The organism is Aquimarina agarivorans (genome assembly GCF_000218485.1).
Classification (GTDB): Bacteria; Bacteroidota; Bacteroidia; order Flavobacteriales; family Flavobacteriaceae; genus Aquimarina; species Aquimarina agarivorans.
In genome coordinates, this window is record NZ_AFPB01000147.1 from 35,565 (window position 1) to 53,361 (window position 17,797).

At 34.2% G+C, this 17,797-nt stretch carries 13 protein-coding genes; 10 read left to right on the forward strand and 3 right to left on the reverse strand.

Annotated features, from left to right (window positions below; translation table 11 throughout):
• Positions 1 to 23 precede the first annotated feature (23 nt).
• The 6 genes from GMC_RS20685 (at position 24) to GMC_RS0109855 (ending at position 10,789) form a co-directional block, all read left to right on the forward strand.
• Positions 24 to 5,018: an eCIS core domain-containing protein gene (locus GMC_RS20685; protein ID WP_010521973.1), complete on the forward strand. Its 4,995-nt coding sequence runs from the start codon at positions 24 to 26 to the stop codon at positions 5,016 to 5,018.
• 6 nt (positions 5,019 to 5,024) lie between these two features.
• Positions 5,025 to 5,675 (forward strand): hypothetical protein, encoded by a 651-nt coding sequence (locus tag GMC_RS0109835; protein ID WP_010521974.1) that lies wholly within the window; start codon positions 5,025 to 5,027, stop codon positions 5,673 to 5,675.
• A 34-nt stretch (positions 5,676 to 5,709) separates the two neighbouring features.
• Entirely contained in the window at positions 5,710 to 7,125 is a 1,416-nt protein-coding gene (locus GMC_RS0109840) for a vanadium-dependent haloperoxidase (protein ID WP_010521975.1), read from the forward strand.
• A 144-nt stretch (positions 7,126 to 7,269) separates the two neighbouring features.
• Positions 7,270 to 8,085 (forward strand): eCIS core domain-containing protein, encoded by an 816-nt coding sequence (locus GMC_RS0109845; protein ID WP_010521976.1) that lies wholly within the window; start codon positions 7,270 to 7,272, stop codon positions 8,083 to 8,085.
• A gap of 667 nt (positions 8,086 to 8,752) precedes the next feature.
• The gene (locus tag GMC_RS0109850; protein WP_010521977.1) at positions 8,753 to 10,063 is read left to right on the forward strand and encodes an ATP-binding protein; all 1,311 of its coding nucleotides are present in this window, start codon (positions 8,753 to 8,755) and stop codon (positions 10,061 to 10,063) included.
• Positions 10,064 to 10,213: 150 nt separating this feature from the next.
• Positions 10,214 to 10,789, forward strand: a complete 576-nt coding sequence (locus GMC_RS0109855; RefSeq protein WP_010521978.1) for a carboxymuconolactone decarboxylase family protein — start codon at positions 10,214 to 10,216, stop codon at positions 10,787 to 10,789.
• A 507-nt stretch (positions 10,790 to 11,296) separates the two neighbouring features.
• Here GMC_RS0109855 and GMC_RS0109865 read toward each other — a convergent pair.
• Entirely contained in the window at positions 11,297 to 12,115 is an 819-nt protein-coding gene (locus GMC_RS0109865; protein ID WP_010521979.1) for a hypothetical protein, read from the reverse strand.
• A gap of 281 nt (positions 12,116 to 12,396) precedes the next feature.
• The gene (lysA, locus tag GMC_RS0109870; protein ID WP_010521980.1) at positions 12,397 to 13,620 is read right to left on the reverse strand and encodes a diaminopimelate decarboxylase; all 1,224 of its coding nucleotides are present in this window, start codon (positions 13,618 to 13,620) and stop codon (positions 12,397 to 12,399) included.
• A gap of 410 nt (positions 13,621 to 14,030) precedes the next feature.
• Between lysA and GMC_RS0109875 the strand changes: the two genes are divergently transcribed.
• Together GMC_RS0109875 and sucC are read left to right on the forward strand one after the other, a co-directional pair.
• On the forward strand, positions 14,031 to 14,441 hold the full coding sequence (locus GMC_RS0109875; protein WP_010521981.1) for a T9SS type A sorting domain-containing protein: 411 nt from the start codon (positions 14,031 to 14,033) through the stop codon (positions 14,439 to 14,441).
• Between the two features lie 233 nt (positions 14,442 to 14,674).
• Complete coding sequence (gene sucC / locus GMC_RS0109880) at positions 14,675 to 15,868, forward strand: ADP-forming succinate--CoA ligase subunit beta (protein WP_010521982.1); 1,194 nt, start codon at positions 14,675 to 14,677, stop codon at positions 15,866 to 15,868.
• A gap of 219 nt (positions 15,869 to 16,087) precedes the next feature.
• Here the strand turns inward: sucC and GMC_RS0109885 are convergent, their stop codons facing one another.
• Positions 16,088 to 16,333: a DUF1456 family protein gene (locus GMC_RS0109885; protein ID WP_010521983.1), complete on the reverse strand. Its 246-nt coding sequence runs from the start codon at positions 16,331 to 16,333 to the stop codon at positions 16,088 to 16,090.
• 130 nt (positions 16,334 to 16,463) lie between these two features.
• Between GMC_RS0109885 and GMC_RS0109890 the strand changes: the two genes are divergently transcribed.
• Positions 16,464 to 16,868, forward strand: a complete 405-nt coding sequence (locus GMC_RS0109890) for a TerB family tellurite resistance protein (protein WP_010521984.1) — start codon at positions 16,464 to 16,466, stop codon at positions 16,866 to 16,868.
• Positions 16,869 to 17,148: 280 nt separating this feature from the next.
• Positions 17,149 to 17,718, forward strand: coding sequence for a carbohydrate binding domain-containing protein (locus GMC_RS0109895; protein WP_010521985.1), 570 nt, complete (start codon positions 17,149 to 17,151; stop codon positions 17,716 to 17,718).
• Positions 17,719 to 17,797 lie beyond the last annotated feature (79 nt).

The following is a 17,797-nucleotide window of genomic DNA, read 5'->3' on the forward strand; positions in this document are numbered from 1 at the left end:
AACTAAAGAAAACAGGTATTTAATTGAACGCAATAGAAGCAAATAAAACCAGCACTGCTCAACAGCAAGTACAAAAAAAGCAGCAACCTTTTTTTAATAAAGATGGGCAGGTCGGCTTTTTTTCAAAATCGGGAAAATCTTTTCAGGCGTTTTTCAATAATACAGGAATACAAACAAAGCTTACGATAGGGAAACCCAACGATAAGTATGAAAAAGAGGCTGATGCTACGGCGGATAAAGTAATCCGAAAATTAAACGATCCTGCTGCAACAAATATAGTTTTTCCTGCTGTCAGTGAAAATACAGTTCAAACCAAATGTTCACAATGCGAGCATGAAGAAAAACTTCAAAAAAAGGAGGAGCAGTTTTCAGAGATCGATACCGAAATTCAACAAAAACCTATTTTTGAAAGTAATGGAGAACAACCTGAAAATCAAGTACAGGCAAAATTCGAAACCACGCCAATAGTTCAGAAGGCTGCGATATCGGAAGCAACGGATAAAGAAATACAAGAAAAGGAAGAAGAAGTAAGTGAGGAAGCTCCACAACTTCAAAAGAAAGAAAAGGAAAAATCTCCAGAAGAGGAACCTCCGATACAACTAAAAGAAGAAGAGCAAACTTTACCAGAAGTTCAAGCCAAAAGCGAAGAGAGCCCTACTTCATCTAATTTAGAGTCACAACTGAATAGTTCAAAAGGAGGAGGAAGTCCTTTACCATCAGCTATTCAAGAAAGTATGGGGTCTGCTATGGAAGCCGATTTTTCAGGAGTCAGAGTGCATACTGATAGTAACGCCGTTCAAATGAATCAAGATTTAGGTGCACAGGCGTTTACCCATGGTAGTGATATCTACTTTAACGAAGGCAAGTATAACACCAATACCACATCAGGAAACCATTTATTTGCGCACGAATTAACCCATACAGTACAACAAGGGGCGTCAAAACCTAAGGTACAATCCAAAGAAGAACTTCCTAAAGCAACAGATCTTTCCAAGCCTGGAGATAAATTGGATATAACACATCGTTTTCAACTAACAGATGCGTGGGCAAGTTATCTAGACGGGCAGTATACCAAAGGAAAACGTAAGTTAGAAGTAGATGTCAAAATTGGCAATCGTTATGTTGGCACCTTAGAAGTTTCAAAAACGACAAGAAATATAGATGGCAAATTAGCCAAGTACGAATTGGTTTCAGGAAGTTTAAAACGCTATCTGGATATTTCAGGGTGGCATTTTTTAGATCCTCTAAGACAAGCAGGTGTGCATCCTATTTTGGTATTAAAACCCTTTAAGGACAAGCAGCAAACCAAAGCGTTTTTGAGTATAAGGACAGGGGAAACGGCAAATCTTGTAGAGCTTGCAGATACTCAAGGTATAATAAAGGGACTGAATAGCCAACTTGAAGCCATGAAATTGCTGGGAATAAACCCTTTGAAAATTCCTAATGGAGGTATTGAAAACACTTTTGAAAACGGTCGTTTACTGTTTCAAGTAACTACGATGTCTACTATGGTGGATGGATATCTAAAAGCTGGGGGTGGTTTAGGAATTACAGGGGATGAATTTACCTTCAACTTAAATACAGATATCAGTGTGGCAGGTCTAGCAGAAGGAGAGTTAACCATTGCTAGAGGAAAGGAAGGAAAACTAAGTGGAAAAGGAACCATTCAGGCTAATATTGCCAATGTGCAAGCTACGATAACCGCAGAATATATCGATGGGGTGGTTACGATTCAGGGAACAGGACAAATATCTTCAGAAAAGTTTTCGGGGAGCATTACTCTCTTAGTAACAGACGAAGCACGTTCCAAACAAATGATGCATGCGGCCTTGGGTACCGAAACCATGGACGGCGAAAAAGAAAAAGCGAAATCACCAGCTCCAACACAGACAAAAAAAGTAAAGAAAACTCCACAAAACCAATTATTAGCAGGTTGGGGAGAAGTACAAGCTACAATTACCCCATGGTTGGAAGGTACAGCTAAAATAGGAATCGATGCCAAAGGACATGTGACTATTGTTGGTAAAGTAGCTGTGCCAAATGAGGTAGAACTCATGGAGCAACGAGGGAAAAAGGTACAGCTGTTTGATGTTGAAATACGAGCAGGCTATGGTATTCCTTTGGTTGGACAGGTATTTTTATTTGCAGGAGTAGGTATGTTTATCAATGCAGAATTTGGACCTTTAGTATTAAAAAATGTAGGCTTCACAGGAACCTATTCTACAGACCCTTCCGTCCTACAAAACTTTAGTATTACTGGAACTTTAGGTATTAATGCTTTTGCCATTTTAGGATTAGAAGCCGAGGCTGGAGTTGGAGTTACCTTATTGGGACACGATGTAAAAGCGGGGGTCAATGTAACTGCTGCTGCGGGATTACGTACCTACGCAGAAGCCACCCCAACTTTTGAATATAAAGAAGCTAAGGCTCCTGAAGGAGGGAAAGTTGGTGAATCCCGATTGAAAGGACATTTCGAAGCAGCAGCACAATTATTTTTGCAACTTTCAGGGTCTTTATTTTACGAATTAGATAGCCCTTGGTGGTCACCAGCTCCAGATGGTCGTGAAGATTTCCCTTTAGGTGAAGTACAATATCCAATAGGAGATTCTATGGGTATAGGTGCCGATGTTGATTGGCTCGTTGGATCACCAGATGCTCCTGAGTTGAAATTCTCGCCAGTTGAATTTGATCCAAACAAATTTACTGCCGATGTCATGGCAGATCCACCACCTCGAAAAATAGGGAAATCAGATCAAAACCCAGCTGGAGAATGGAAAGGAGAAGGTAAAGGGGATACTAGCAAACAGAAAGATCCAAAAGCTAATGGTAAAGGAAAAGGCTTACCCGAAAACAATAAGAAGAAAGAGGATCTTAAAAAACTACCCGATCAGCAAAAGTATATGCGTGCTTTAGACGAAATGTCCAAGCTCGAAAAAGCCAAGCCAAAACCAACCCATTCGGTCGTTGCAGCAAAAGCGAAAAAGATAAAAGCAAAATATGGCTTAGAACAAATACAAGTTCGTGGAGGGGCAAATTCTGATAAGGCGTTGATTTATGTCAAGCATAAAAAGGAAAATAATAGTAAGCCTTTATTGAAAATTCCATTAATGAATGTTACCGAAGCCGTTAAGTTACGCAATGCAGCAATGTTAGATTTAAGAGTGCGAGAAAAGAAAGCAGCAGGAGAAGGCAGCACTATCGAAGAATCTGGAGCTACAGTATTAATCACTACATGGAAAAAAGCACATCCTATTGTCGAAAGTGCCAAAGTAGTTGATGGAAAAACAACCTGGGATTACTTTGTTGATTTTGGAGATAAGAGCAATACGGAGAAGGGGAAACGTAAAAAAGGAAATATAGATACGAAAGGACTGAAAGCTGGTGATGGTGAGATTGGAGAGGTAGTTCCTTTTAAAGTAGGTAAAGAAGATCATAAAGTTTGGGTAAGAGCTACTAGTGGTAAGATTGATGTAATGGTAGCTAGTACTTTGATGACAGTTGATGCCAAAATATTGGACTGGAATACAAGGCTCTCCACATTAGGTGTTGATGATCAGAAAAAGGCTAAAGTTTGGTTAGAAAATGCAGACAATCAACATAAAGTACTTAAGCAGAAAGCCGATTTAGCCAATAATGCCAAAAAAGCTGCGGAAGAGAAATCAGGCGATAAAGCTTTAACAGATGCATTTATCAAGATAGATAATGAAGTAGAACAATTAGAAAGAATCTTTAAACAAGTACTTGCTGAGCTGTTTAAAGTATTTGGGGACGAAAATGGGGAAATATCATTTAATGAAAAACTAGTCGAAGCTTATTTTGTTACTAATGATAAAGGAAAGAAGAGAAAGCGTAGAATTTATTTAGTTCAGGGAGGTACTTCTTATAGACTAAATGTAGAAGCAGATAATCCTAAAACGTATAGAGAGTTTATTAATAGTATTGATATATCAAAGAATAAAAAACCAGATGAAGCTAAAACTGCTAAAGCAGCAGCAGAGCCCATACTAGGTGAAATTGAAGCAATTATCAAAGCTGGTGCTCCAAAGGGATATACAGACAAACAAAAGAAAGAGTATCTAAAAAAGGAGAAACCTAAAAAAATTGATAAAGAAGCAGAAAAATTAGTGCCTTACACAAAAATTCTTTTTGAAAGAGAGGGTGAGGTACCAGAGTCTACGGATCCAAAATATGGTGCTTTATCCTCAAATCCACTAATTGGATCTAGCATGGAAGTTGAAAAACTTACAAAAAAAGGAGAACAAGGATCTGTTCCCACAACGGCAGCTCATGATGTGTATGATGTCCTATATAAACGTCAAAAAGGGAAAAAGGCGTATTATGTAAAAGGGCATTTATTAAATCATCATGTACATGGACCAGGAAGTTATAAGAATTTGACACCATTGTCTATTGATGGAAATAGCGCACATTTAAATAATGCTGAAAATTCAGTTAAAGTTGCAGTTTCTTCTGGTGCTGTGGTATATTATAAAGTAGAAATAGGAGGCGGAACGTATGCGCCGAGTATCCCTGATAAAGCAGAAATGGATGCAGCAGGAATAGAGGAAAAAAATCAATCTGATTTACAAGAGATCAGAAAAACGGAGAAATATGTTCCAAGGTATTTAGTTGTAACTGCTTATAATCTAAAAGAAGATGCGAATGGTGATTTTACTAAAAAAGAACCGATTTTTCAAAATAAGAAAATAGACAATCATATTGATACTGACCTTGATTCTTATCAGTTTGATAGAGATGGTGCAAATTCGAAAACAAGAATTGTTTTAACAGTTACAGATCCTACCACAATTGTAAAGGAAACAGGAGTAGATCTTGAAGTTTTGAAGGTAATTATTAATATTTTTAAAGTAAAAAAAGGATTAAGATCGCTTAAGAATTTGAAAATGTATTTAGAAGAATCGAGTTCATATGATAAAGATGATAAATTAACTCTGAGTAAGACCATTGAAAAATTAGAGTTATATGATAATCTTCAAATAAGAAATTATAAAAAATAATAGATCATGGGGTTATTTTACAAATCGAAATTGAATGAATTAGAAAACAAATTATTTGAAGTTGAATCTACATTGGAGCAATGGGATTATTGGGCGAATCTTCCCATTTCAGATGAAATAGTTAATAAAGCTAATGAAGTAAGGTTTGATGATGAAATCATCAAGGAATATAAGAAAAAGTCGAATGGAAGAAAAATTAAATGGTGGAAAGACAGTTCAAAAGGAATAGGAGGATCGATCAACTTACTAAAGATGGAAAGTATGTTTGAAAAGGATATTGCCATTATTGATGAGCTTAAGGTCAATGAGTATTTAGATAAGGATCTAGAGTTTTTTCGAGCGATTGATATTCCTTCTATGAATGAAGAAGTGGGCTTTTTTATGATACCTGATAAAAAACCAACTATAGATATCTACTATAGATTAGCAGGAGAAAATGTAAGTAGTTTAGACTTAAATTTTAAAGGGTATCTAGAAATGGCATTTGAGTCTAAAGTATATGCATATTGGCAGAAAGTGCTTGTTGATATTCAGGATAATGAAGCATCTCCTGAAGTGATAATTTTCAAAGAAAATATGCCTAAAATATTTAATGATTTTAGTTGGGAAGCTTTTGTGGAAAAATATGAATCGTTGAGACTTTCAAAGCAAAAGTAATTGACAATAAAAAATTACATAAAAATCAGTACTCATGGCAACAGATAATAACTATACTCCAACCGAAGTCCAAATCTGGAATCGATTAACTTGCGATGCAATTCACTATGTTGGGATGCCACCAACCGTTGCATCAAGAGCATTGGCAATGGTGCATACAGCAATGTATGATGCTTGGACAAATTATAATGATAGTGGGGATGAAGTAAGTACCACCACTGGCAAGCGTTTGCAAAGACCCAATCATGAATGTACACTTGAAAATCGAGAAAAAGCATACAGTCATGCGGCTTTTACAGTGCTGCAAGCATTATTTTGGATTGATTTGCCTGCGGAAAAAAAGTATTTATTCCGGGATTTTATGTGCCAGTTAAGTTTTGATGCCGATGATAAAAATTTAGAACCAGACAATCCTGCTGGTTTGGGAAATTTATGTGGACGACTCATTTTAGAAAGTCGCGCAGGTGATGGGGCTAATCAATACGCCACACTTGAAGATGGTCGTTATAAAGATTTTACAAATTACCGCCCGGCAAATCCCCCTGTTCCTCAACCTCTGAAAAATATAGATCGTTGGCAACCACAATTGGTAGGACATCAGCCGCAAACTTTTATTACGGCACACTGGGGCTTAGTAAAGCCTTTTGCATTGACTTGGGCTGGGCAGTACCGACCATCATCTCCGTTTGATTGTAATGAAACTAGATACAAATTACAGGCCGAAGAAGTATTGGTATTTAGTGAAAGCTTAACGGATAAACAAAAGTTAATTGCAGAATTTTGGGCGGGCATGCACGAAGATAAATTTGAAGACAGTCCAAAGGATGGACAACTAGGGCGTAGGGCTACGCCACCGGAACAATGTTGTCGTCAGGCGCGTTACCTTTCAAAAAAGTACGGACATAAAAATTCATTTGATATCAAAATGTTTTTTGCATTGTCAAATGCACTATTGGATGCTGGTATTGCTGCTTGGGATGCTAAAGTACATTATGATTACGTGCGGCCGATTTCGGCTATCCGAGCATTGTATCGTGGTAAAACTATTAAAGCGTGGGGCGGACCTTCCGAAGGTACCAAGGCAATAGAAGGAGAAAACTGGGTGCCTTACATACCAACACCACCGTTTGCAGAATATGTTTCGGGACATAGTACGTTTAGCGCTGCCGCAGAAGAAGTATTGTCTTCTTTTTGCGATAGTAGTGCTTATGGCGAAACAGTGACAATAGCTAAAGGAGGCTCAAAAATAGAGCCAGATTTCACTCCTGAAGAAGCAGTAACACTATGTTGGGACACTCTGAAAAATGCTGCAGATGAGGCAGGAATTTCCAGACTTTACGGAGGGATTCATTTTAAAAGCGGTGATATAGAAGGTAGGGAATTAGGACGTAAAGTAGGTTGTGAAGTTTGGAACAAAGTATGCCAGTATTTTAATGCAGATTTGGGATAAAAATCTTATAACATGCAGTTTACAGTTAAAGTTGTTTTTAAATAAAAGCTGAAGTCGTAAATTGTATACTAATTCTAAAATAGGCGTAAGCTTTGGATATTTTTGCTTAAAAAGAGCGGGTTTTGTCAATTTTAAAAAGTAACCATGAAAACTATATTTGCTACTAAAAGAAATAAGCTTCCTCATGATAATAAAGGAAAGGAGCGTAATGAAAATTCGTTTTTTGGGGAAGCTAAAAGGCAACCTTTTTTCAACGGCATAAATAGAGCTGCGGGAATTCAAACAAAATTGACCGTTGGCAAGCCAGGAGATAAATATGAAAAAGAAGCAGATTCTATGGCCGATGCCGTAGTTAATAATTCGGCAAAACCAGCTATTCAAAATAAAGAAATAAGTAGCATCCAAAGAGAATCTTTAGCGACACCTCAGGAAGACGAAAAGCTAGGTACTGCCGAACAGCGTATAGAACAAGATAAGTTAGTGCAGGAAAAACCTGAAATTCAATGTATGGAAGAGGATGAAGTCATCCAAAAGCTGGAAGACGAAGAAGCAGTACTAGCAAAAGAACAAGAAGCGGATGATAAAATGCAGCTAAAAGAAGAAGCAGTACTAGCAAAGATAGGTACTAAAAGATTAAATACAGCCAATAAAGAAATTTCTAGCAAGCTGAAAAATAAAGCAGGTAAAGGAGGTAAAATGGATGCTAAAACAAAAAGAAGCATGGAAGCTTCTTTTGGTAAAGATTTTAGCAATGTAAACATTCATACCGATCAGGATGCAGTAGCATTAAATAAAGAATTAGGAGCGCAAGCATTTACGCAAGGGAAGGATGTGTATTTTAATTCGAGCAAATACAAACCCGAATCTGTTCAAGGAAAATATTTATTGGCGCATGAATTAACGCATGTAGTTCAGCAAAATGAATTGGGAAAAGGGTACAACGATCAAGTAAAAAATTAAAGGAACACGATAAAGGTTTTTTAAATGTAAAGAATGAAGCAAACAATGAGATTTATCCATCATCATACAACTGGTGCTCCAGATGATAGGAAAAAGTGAACTTCGATATATAAATATTTAATAAATTCAAGAGCAGGAACAAATGAGAGTGTGGGGGTAATTACAGTTTATGATTAATAGATTATTTGAAATAGTAGGTTTTGTTTTTTAGTAAGTGTCTTTTTTGAGTGTGCAAATAATACTTTTAGTGAGAAAAATGTACTATGCTTTAAAGTTTTTGCAAAAAAGGACACTGTAATTTATACTAATGGTTTTTCCAATAATTTGATAATCAATATAAATTAGGGGAGGTGAACTATTACAGTTCATTAAATGAAATAAAAAGTAACAAGTTGAAGAAGCACATATTGGTTTCGCCAAATAGTAAAAAAAGAAAGTCAATAAGGCATTGTGTATTCGTATAAAAATGAAACATCTAAAAAAGTAATATTGAACATAATGATAAAGAAAAAGGGGAGTGATCATTCATTTACTATCCCTTTTATGAATTTGGGTGAATTTTCATGTACTTATCAATCCAATGAAGATTTATAAGAGTGGTTGCATGATTATTTAGTCAAAGCAACATACAAATGCTGTTAAACGCACCAATAAAAACTAACTAATTTTGACACTTGAACTAAACTACCTTAGGGCATTAATTGAATATCGTTTAGACATTTATTTTAACCCTGAAAGCGAAATTTCTGAACCGAAAATACCTCCAATAAATAAATGGTCAATAGAAATTCCAGATGATTTGAAAAAGCTTGAGCTAAATACAGATGAAAAAGCAGTGCTTTTATTAGCCTTAGTTCCGCATATTGATAGTGGTTTTTTGGACAGTGTTATTCAAACTAAATTACAATCAACAGGAGATTTTCCGCAACTAGGTGGTGTTCGTGGTAAAAACTTTCGTGGTTTTTTACCCACTGGAGAAACGGCGCTTTTTTTAGTAGGAGGCATAAATTTTGAAGAAAGAAAAGAGTGTTACAAACTTTTTGATACGGATCATTTTTTTAGTAAAAGTCAACTACTTTGGTTAGATGATGCACCAAATAATGAGCCTAAAATGAGCGGGAAACTCGTTTTGTCACAGGATTATGTCGATCTATTTTTGTTTGGGAAAAAAAGTAAACCAAATTTTAGCATGAAATTTCCAGCTCAAGTTATCGAAACTTCAATGGAGTGGGAAGATTTAGTGTTAAGTGAAGAGACCAATCAACAAATTCAAGAGCTTAAAACTTGGATAACGCACGGCAATACCCTGCTGAGGGATTGGGGAATGTCAAAAAAAATGAAACCTGGATATCGGGTGTTGTTTCACGGACCGCCAGGGACAGGGAAAACTTTAACAGCAAACCTATTGGGAAAATATACGGGTAAAGAGGTATATAAAATTGACCTTTCTATGGTAGTTTCAAAATTCATTGGAGAAACCGAAAAAAACTTAGCCAACTTATTAGCTAAAGCAGAAAAAACAGAGAATATCCTCTTTTTTGATGAGGCGGATGCCTTGTTTGGCAAACGAACCAACGTGAGGGATGCCCATGATAAATATGCAAATCAGGAGGTGTCTTATTTATTACAGCGTATTGAAGGTTATAAAGGGTTGGTGATTTTAAGTTCTAATTTGAAAAGCAATATAGATGATGCTTTTGTCCGTCGCTTTCAATCCATCATTCATTTTCCGTTACCAAAATTAGCCGAAAGATTTTTGATATGGCAAAAGGCATTTCCAAAGGCAATTAAACTAGAAAAAGACGTAGATATGCTACAATTGGCTCAAAAATATGATTTGTCTGGAGCTGAAATTATAAATATTGTTCAATACGCATGTTTATGCACGTTAGGTAAAAATAATAAAACAATTCACTTACATGATATTGTTAATGGTATACAGCGTGAATATCAAAAAGGGGGAAGGATTATGCGGTAAAAATATCAAGCGAAAAAGAACTATTTAAAATGAGAAATTTAATGTTGGATGCAATTTAATATCAGAAATTTTTTAAAATCTAGTTAAAATGTTTAAGATAAGCTAAATACTTTTTATATTTATTATTTAGCACATATCAAAAACCATTTTATGAAAACGATTTCAACACTTATCAACGATCCTGAAATTACTCCCGAATTAGAACAAACATTTGATAACATAAAAAAAGACTTGAATGCCCCATTTATTCCAAATTTTTTTAAAATTTGGGGGAATGCCCCCGTGGCGTTACAAGGAATATTTCCGGCCATGCAGTATATTTTAGGGAATGGCGAATTGAACCGTAAGCTCAAGGAGATGATTATGATTGCCATATCATCAAATAATGAGTGCAATTATTGCCAAACTGCACATCAGGCATTTTGTACCACGCTGGGAGGTACTCAGGAACAAATTGAACTTTTAACAGCCCAACAAACACTTAACGGGTCTGGCAGCTTAAAAGAAAGTGAGGCTGTTGATTTTGCAGTGCGCCTTGCGAAAGAACCAAATTCGGCAAATGAAGAAGACTTTAAAAAATTAGGAGCTTTAGGCTTTACCACTACCGAAATTATGGAACTGATTGCCATGTCTGGAATGGCCGTTTTTTACAATCATTTAGCAGATGCTACGGGTGTTAAATTAGATCAAGAATTATTAATGATGGCAAAAAGTAAAGATAAATAAAGCTTTTGTATGATTTTACTATCAATTTAACATAGTTGAATGTCTTAAAAAAATGTAAAAAACATCTTTTTTTTAAGGATTCTATGAATTGTGAGACTAAGCTTTTGTAATATAATATAAATTAAAAAAACTTAAAATCATGACCGCAAATAAATTGAAAGCCAAAAGCAAAATAGAATTAAGAAAGTCAGTCAATAAATTAATGAGCTCTAAAGCTATCAGAAATAAAATGATTCAAAAGTTAGAATTTAATATTGTAAGGGTGGTTTAATACATTAAAATATAACCTTTTAAATTCCCTATCTAATACCAGTAAATTCAAGATTTTTTTAAGTGATTTTCATGGGGGTACTTTACTTTGTTATATGTTGCAAAATAAATTTTAATTTTTTTAAATGGGAAAGTGGATTTAAATCAGCGTATTCATTTAATAATGTTAAAATAAAGCACGAGATTTTCTAGCATTTTTTAATTATGAAAAGTGCGTGACTGCTATAATCCATTGATTTACGGAGCAGGTACAGCTTTAGAATCTTCAGTTTTAGAAAATAAATTGTCTTCGGGATTCAAAAACTTTACGTTGTTAATGGTCACTTCACCAATTTGGTTCCCGTAACCATCTTTTTCATTCCAATTGTGAAATGTCCATTGTTTAGATACAGGAATGCCATCCACATTTTGATAATTGTTGTATTTTACGGCATGTGGTTCCTTTTCGGCAGCAGCCAAATCCTTTCCAAAACTTACAATGTAGGCAGCACCGGCAAGGGTGTTATCAATGGCATTTTTATATACAACATACCAATCGTCAGGAGCATCACCAATACCAGATTCAAATGATAATTTTTCGGTATGGTGCATGCTACCATTTAATGGTCTTTGTTTTGGGGAGGACCACTTGGTGCCCGGATCATTTAATTTGTAAGGCAAATTAAAGAAATAGCTCCAGGTAAAAATGTCAAATCTTGCACCTCCTATTTCCGCAGTTTTTGGACTCATAAAAACCTCATTACCATTATAAATGACCTTGGTGTTGTCTTTGCTGTCTAATCGGATTTTAGTACCATCGGTTAGCATGGTAAACGTACCGTTTAAGTAATCTTTACCCCCAAATTTAACGTCAATATCAAAACTAATAGCCTCTTTGTTTAGGTAAGCGGTTTTTTTGTGAGTACGTTCTATTTTTTGAGTAAATGGTGATATTTTTGGCTTATTTTCAGTACTTAGTGTTGTTTCGGAAGGGGGTTCAGTAGCTTTGTTAAATTTTTCTTTTTTGTTGCAAGATAGTATTAATGCAAAGGCACTGATAATTATAATTTGTTTCATGGTAGTTTTTATTAATTTATAGCTATTTAGCTTGCCTGATGTTAAATAATCCTTGTAAGAGGAAATCTTATTGCAACTAAGGCTGTGCTTGAGTTTTTTTGTTTCGCTAAACAACGATATCCAAGTTTTTTAATTACGTATTTTAAAATTAGATTTAACTTTGTAAAGTTAAATGTATAAAAGTAAATGCAAAAATACAGTGTAAACAAAAAATAAAATATAAAAAAAGACCATTAACAATTATGTTAACAGTCTTTAATCTTATAATAGTGTTATTTCAATTAAGAAACAACTTCAGTTTCAAATTCTACTGTGACTTGATTCGCTAATAAATCTTCAAAAGTTTCTCTTTTTCTAATCAATTTAGCTTCGCCGTTATGCCATAAAACTTCAGCGGGTCTAAAACGCGAATTGTAATTGCTAGCCATTGAAAAACAATAAGCACCAGCATTTTTAAAGGAAACAATATCACCTTCTGAAATTTCAGCAATTCTTCGGTTTGTAGCAAAGGTGTCAGTTTCGCAAATGTAGCCTACCACCGAGTAAAAACGTTCACGACCTTCAGGGTTTGAAATATTTTCAATTCTGTGGTAAGAATCGTAAAACATAGGACGAATCAAGTGGTTGAACCCAGTGTCAACACCTGCAAAAACAGTTGATGTGGTTTGCTTAACCACATTAACTTTTGCTAAAAACTGACCTGATTCACTCACTAAAAATTTCCCGGGTTCAAAACCTAGTTCCAGTTCTTTTCCGTAATTTTTACAAAATGTATTAAAACGTGCCGAAAGCTTTTCGCCTAGTTCTTCAATATTAGTTTCAATATCTCCCTCTTTATAAGGTACTTTAAATCCGCTACCAAAATCAACAAATGCTAGGTTTTTAAATTGAGCAGCCACATCAAAAAGGATTTCACTCGCTCTTATAAAAACGTCAATATCTAAAATGTCACTCCCTGTATGCATGTGTACCCCGTTGATATGCATTCCTGTGTTTTCAACAATGCGAAGTATATGAGGTGCTTGATGTACAGAAATTCCAAATTTAGAGTCAATATGACCTACGGAAATTTTACTATTTCCACCCGCCATGATATGCGGATTAATTCGCACGCAAACAGGTATGTTTGGATGTTTAGTGCCAAATTGTTCCAAAATAGAAAGGTTATCTATATTTATTTGTACGCCTTTTGCAGCTACTTTCTCAATTTCTTCAAGCGAAACTCCGTTTGGTGTAAAAATGATATTTTCAGGCTTTACACCAGCTAATAGTCCCAGTTCAACTTCCTGGATAGAAACGGTATCCAAACCTGCTCCTAATGATTTCATTAACTTTAAAATTGAAAGGTTTGACAAAGCCTTTACAGCATAATTCAATTTTAACTGTTTGACTCCACTAAAAGCACTTGTTAAACGTTGATACTGCGATACAATTTTAGCCGAATCGTAGACGTATACGGGACTTCCGTAAGTTTCGGCAATAGCTAATAAATCCGTGTTTTCCATGGTTTATGTAATTATTAATAATTTTTTTGTCTTTACAAAAAACAAAAAGTCAGCAAATTTACTATTATAATTTTTTAATAGGAAAAAATTAGTGTGGTAATTGATATAAAATCTCAAGGAAATTGCTGTAAAAGTATGAAAAGTGCAAATTTAATAGATTGAATTGCATCGCTTTTTAATTTTAGTCAAATTTTGCGAAATACAAGGTTCAATTTAATAGGAAAATTAGCACATAATCACTGAAAAAGAGGAGCTTATAATTGTGAAAAGTTTAAGTTTTTCAAGTGTGTAAATGAAATATATTTGCAAAATGAAAAGCCTTTTGTCGAACAGCAGTTGTAATATACTGATTTTAAGTTATTTATAGCTAAATTTATGTGAAATCACATCTTAATTTAATCCCCAAAATTATGATAAAAAAAACTACTTCCCCTTTATATTTGCTTTTAATGCTCTCATTTTCAATGAATGCGTCTTATTGTTTTAAAAATATTAGCGTTACTAAACTTGGTAAAAACGTGTCACTCCCCTTTAAGAATACCAATTTGATCAATGCCCACAGCTTACACGAATTGAATTTAAAAGATAATGTTAGGGTGATCAATAGTGAAGGTGCTTTAGGTTTAGTTTCTGATTATTATACCAATCTGAAAGCAACAGTTAAAGTATATTCTGTTTTAGGAACGGAGGTATACAAACAAGAAAATTTTGTAATAACAACTACAACAAAATTTATCCCCCTAGTAGTTAAGCCAGGTGTTTATATAGTAAAAATTGTTTCAAAAGATTATGGATCTTTAGTGCAAAAAGTGATTTTTTAGATTAATAGCATTTACTTTTTAACATTTTAAGGATGTTAAAATACGTTGTATCTCGTTGCTTTTCTTGTTTATACTAGTGTGTTTTTAGCTGAAGCTATTGAAAAAATAAACTTCTACATAAGTAAAATAAAATAACTACGTATTAGTATCTAATTTTTGCAGAATAATGTTTGTTTATGCAAACCTCGTTTTCTACATTTGGTAACCTATATGAAAAGCGAAATAAACAGATTATGAATCTACACGAATATCAAGGAAAACAAATACTTAGCAGTTTTGGGGTTAAAGTGCCTTTAGAAATTTTGGCAGAAACACCTGAAGAAGCAGTAGCTGCAGCAAAAAAAATTCAAGAAGAAACAGGGAGTACTGTTTTTGCTGTAAAAGCTCAAATTCATGCAGGTGGACGCGGAAAAGGTGGCGGAGTTAAAATAGCAAAATCTATTGATGAGGTTCAGTCTTATGCAGATCAAATTTTAGGAATGATGCTAGTTACGCCTCAAACTTCTGCCGAGGGTAAATTGGTAAGAAAAGTATTGATTTCTCAAAACGTTTATTATGATGGTCCTTCAAAACCAGCAGAATTTTACGTGTCGGTACTATTAAATAGAGCGACAGGTAAAAATATGATTATGTATTCTACTGAAGGAGGTATGGATATTGAAAAGGTTGCGGAAGAAACACCAGAGTTGATTTTTACAGAAGAAATTGATCCTGCAACTGGGTTGTTGCCATTTCAGGCGCGAAAAGTGGCCTTTAACCTTGGGTTGTCAGGTGCTGCGTTTAGAGATATGACTAAATTTATCACAGCTTTATACAAAGCTTATGAAGGGTCAGATTCAGCACTTTTTGAAATTAATCCTGTTTTTAAAACTGCGGATGATCAAATATTAGCAGCAGATGCTAAAGTTACTTTAGATGAAAGTGCATTGTACAGACATAAAGATTATGCTGAAATGCGGGATATTCATGAAGAAAACCCAGTTGAAGTTGAAGCGAAAGAGGCAGGTTTAAACTACGTTGACCTTGATGGTAATGTAGGGTGTATGGTAAATGGAGCGGGTTTAGCTATGGCTACTATGGATTTAATTAAGCAAGCGGGTGGTGAGCCAGCTAACTTTTTAGATGTAGGTGGTACAGCTGATGCAAAACGTGTTGAGGATGCATTCCGATTAATATTAAAGGATGATAATGTAAAAGCTATTTTAATAAACATCTTTGGAGGTATTGTACGTTGCGATCGTGTAGCTCAAGGTGTTGTTGATGCTTATAAAAATATGGGAGATACTATTAAAGTGCCAATTATTGTGCGTTTACAAGGAACAAATGCTGATATAGCTAAAAAATTAATTGATGAAAGTGGATTAAATGTACTTAGTGCGGTAGAGTTTCAGGAAGCTGCCGATAAAGTACAAGAAGTACTTGCCTAATTTTTGTTTTAAAGTAAAAGTATTAGAAAGACCAAAGAAAAAATCTTTGGTCTTTTTTTATATACAAGCCAAATTTAGTGTCATTCGTTTTTTCTCTCTATTTTGAGCCATTTTTAAAATTAACTACAGCGTTCACCGTAGTTGTAGGTTGCAAGATGGAGTTCATTTAATGATAACCTAAAATAGTACACATAACAAATTGTAAAAGGGAGGATATGGTTACTTTTTTTCTTCTTTTTTAGGCATAGGACCCCTCAGATGAACAATAAGTCCGTTTAAAAAGTTGCGTAAAATTTGATCTCCACATTCCATGTATTTCGGATGATCTTCGTTTCTAAAAAAAGCACCCAACTCACTTTTTGAAACATTAAAGTCTACTAATTTGCAAATAGCTATAATATCAGTATCCCTAAGCTTATGTGCTACTCTTAATTTTTTAAAAATATCATTGTTTGTTAATCCCATTTGGCAAAAATAAGTGAATTCAAGTAAATGGTGTATTTTAACTTTTGTTTTTTTAAATAAGATAGGGTAACATCATTTACTTTATTAAATTTAACTCCCCTATATGATGTTGTAAACTAAAGCTACTTAAATGGACTATACACATAAAGAAAAATTAAGTTTACTGTCGGAAATGATTGAATTGGCGAAATCTGACAACGAATTAAAAAATAGTGAATTAGCATTCATTTCCTTAGTGGCGGCTTCATTGGGCATTACCAAAGATGAAGTTGTAAACTTAATCGATAATCCAGTAAAAAAAGTTATTTTAAATTCGGAATTTGAACGTATTGTTCAATTGCATCGTTTAATACTAGTTATGAATATTGATGAGCAAACTAATTTAAAGGAAATTATTGCTATCAAAAACGTAGGATTACGTATGGGGTTACCTCCACAAGCTATTGATGAAGTGTTTCAAGAAATGATGAAACATAAAGACAGGATAATTCCTACAAATGTACTAATGCAAATTTTTAAAAAATTTCATAACTAATTTTTTTTCAGCTTCGTTTTTTTTTGTAACAATTTAAATTACAGAAAGTTATTTTTAAACTTCTCTTTTTTTACAAATAATTAACTTAAAGTACAGAATACTATTTCCTTAGTTATATGGTAAAATTAAATTTATTATCCTATTTTCGTAATATGTTAACGGTTGTTTTGTGTAATTAGCAAACAATAGTACTGATTTTAAGCCATTAATGCTGTTTTAATAAAATTATGGCACAGAATTTGTTTTAGTATAAATGTTATGTAATTTAAAATAAGATATTATGAAAAAAATTTATTTAGCCCTTTTTTCTATATTAAGCTTTACCTGCTTTTCACAAGATTTAATCACATCTAATAATTCTTTTAATACTGGTTTTTCTGACTGGGGATACGGAGTTTGGGGTGATAATAACGGAAAACCTGTAGCAAAGTTTGAAATTGATAGAATTGGTCGTACCGATAATTCATCATTTAAAGCAAAAATAAAATCTAATACTAGAAAAGGACAAGGAAACAAAGCCATTTTAAGGAGAAGTGGTTTAAAAATTAAAAAAGGAAAGCAATACACACTTTCATTTTGGGTAAAAAGTTTGTATCCAGAAGACCAAATTTATGTGTCGATTTATTCAGGTATAGATACTGGTAGTAAAAATGGATGGGGTGCCGTTTTTATTAGAGATTTCAATTTTGAAGGAAATAATAAATGGCAGAATGTTGTTTACAACTTTAAAGCTGGTGAAGGTGCCCAAGGTGCTCCCGTAGATTATAAAAATTTAGACTTAATTTTCGGATTTGATAAAAGAAAAGGAAGCTTCTGGATTGATGATGTAACAATTACGAGAAGAAAATAAACTTAGCGAAAAGTCAACAAGCGTTAAAATCAAAAGCGCCCTCATAATTGAGGGTGCTTTTGATTTTTTATGATAAAAA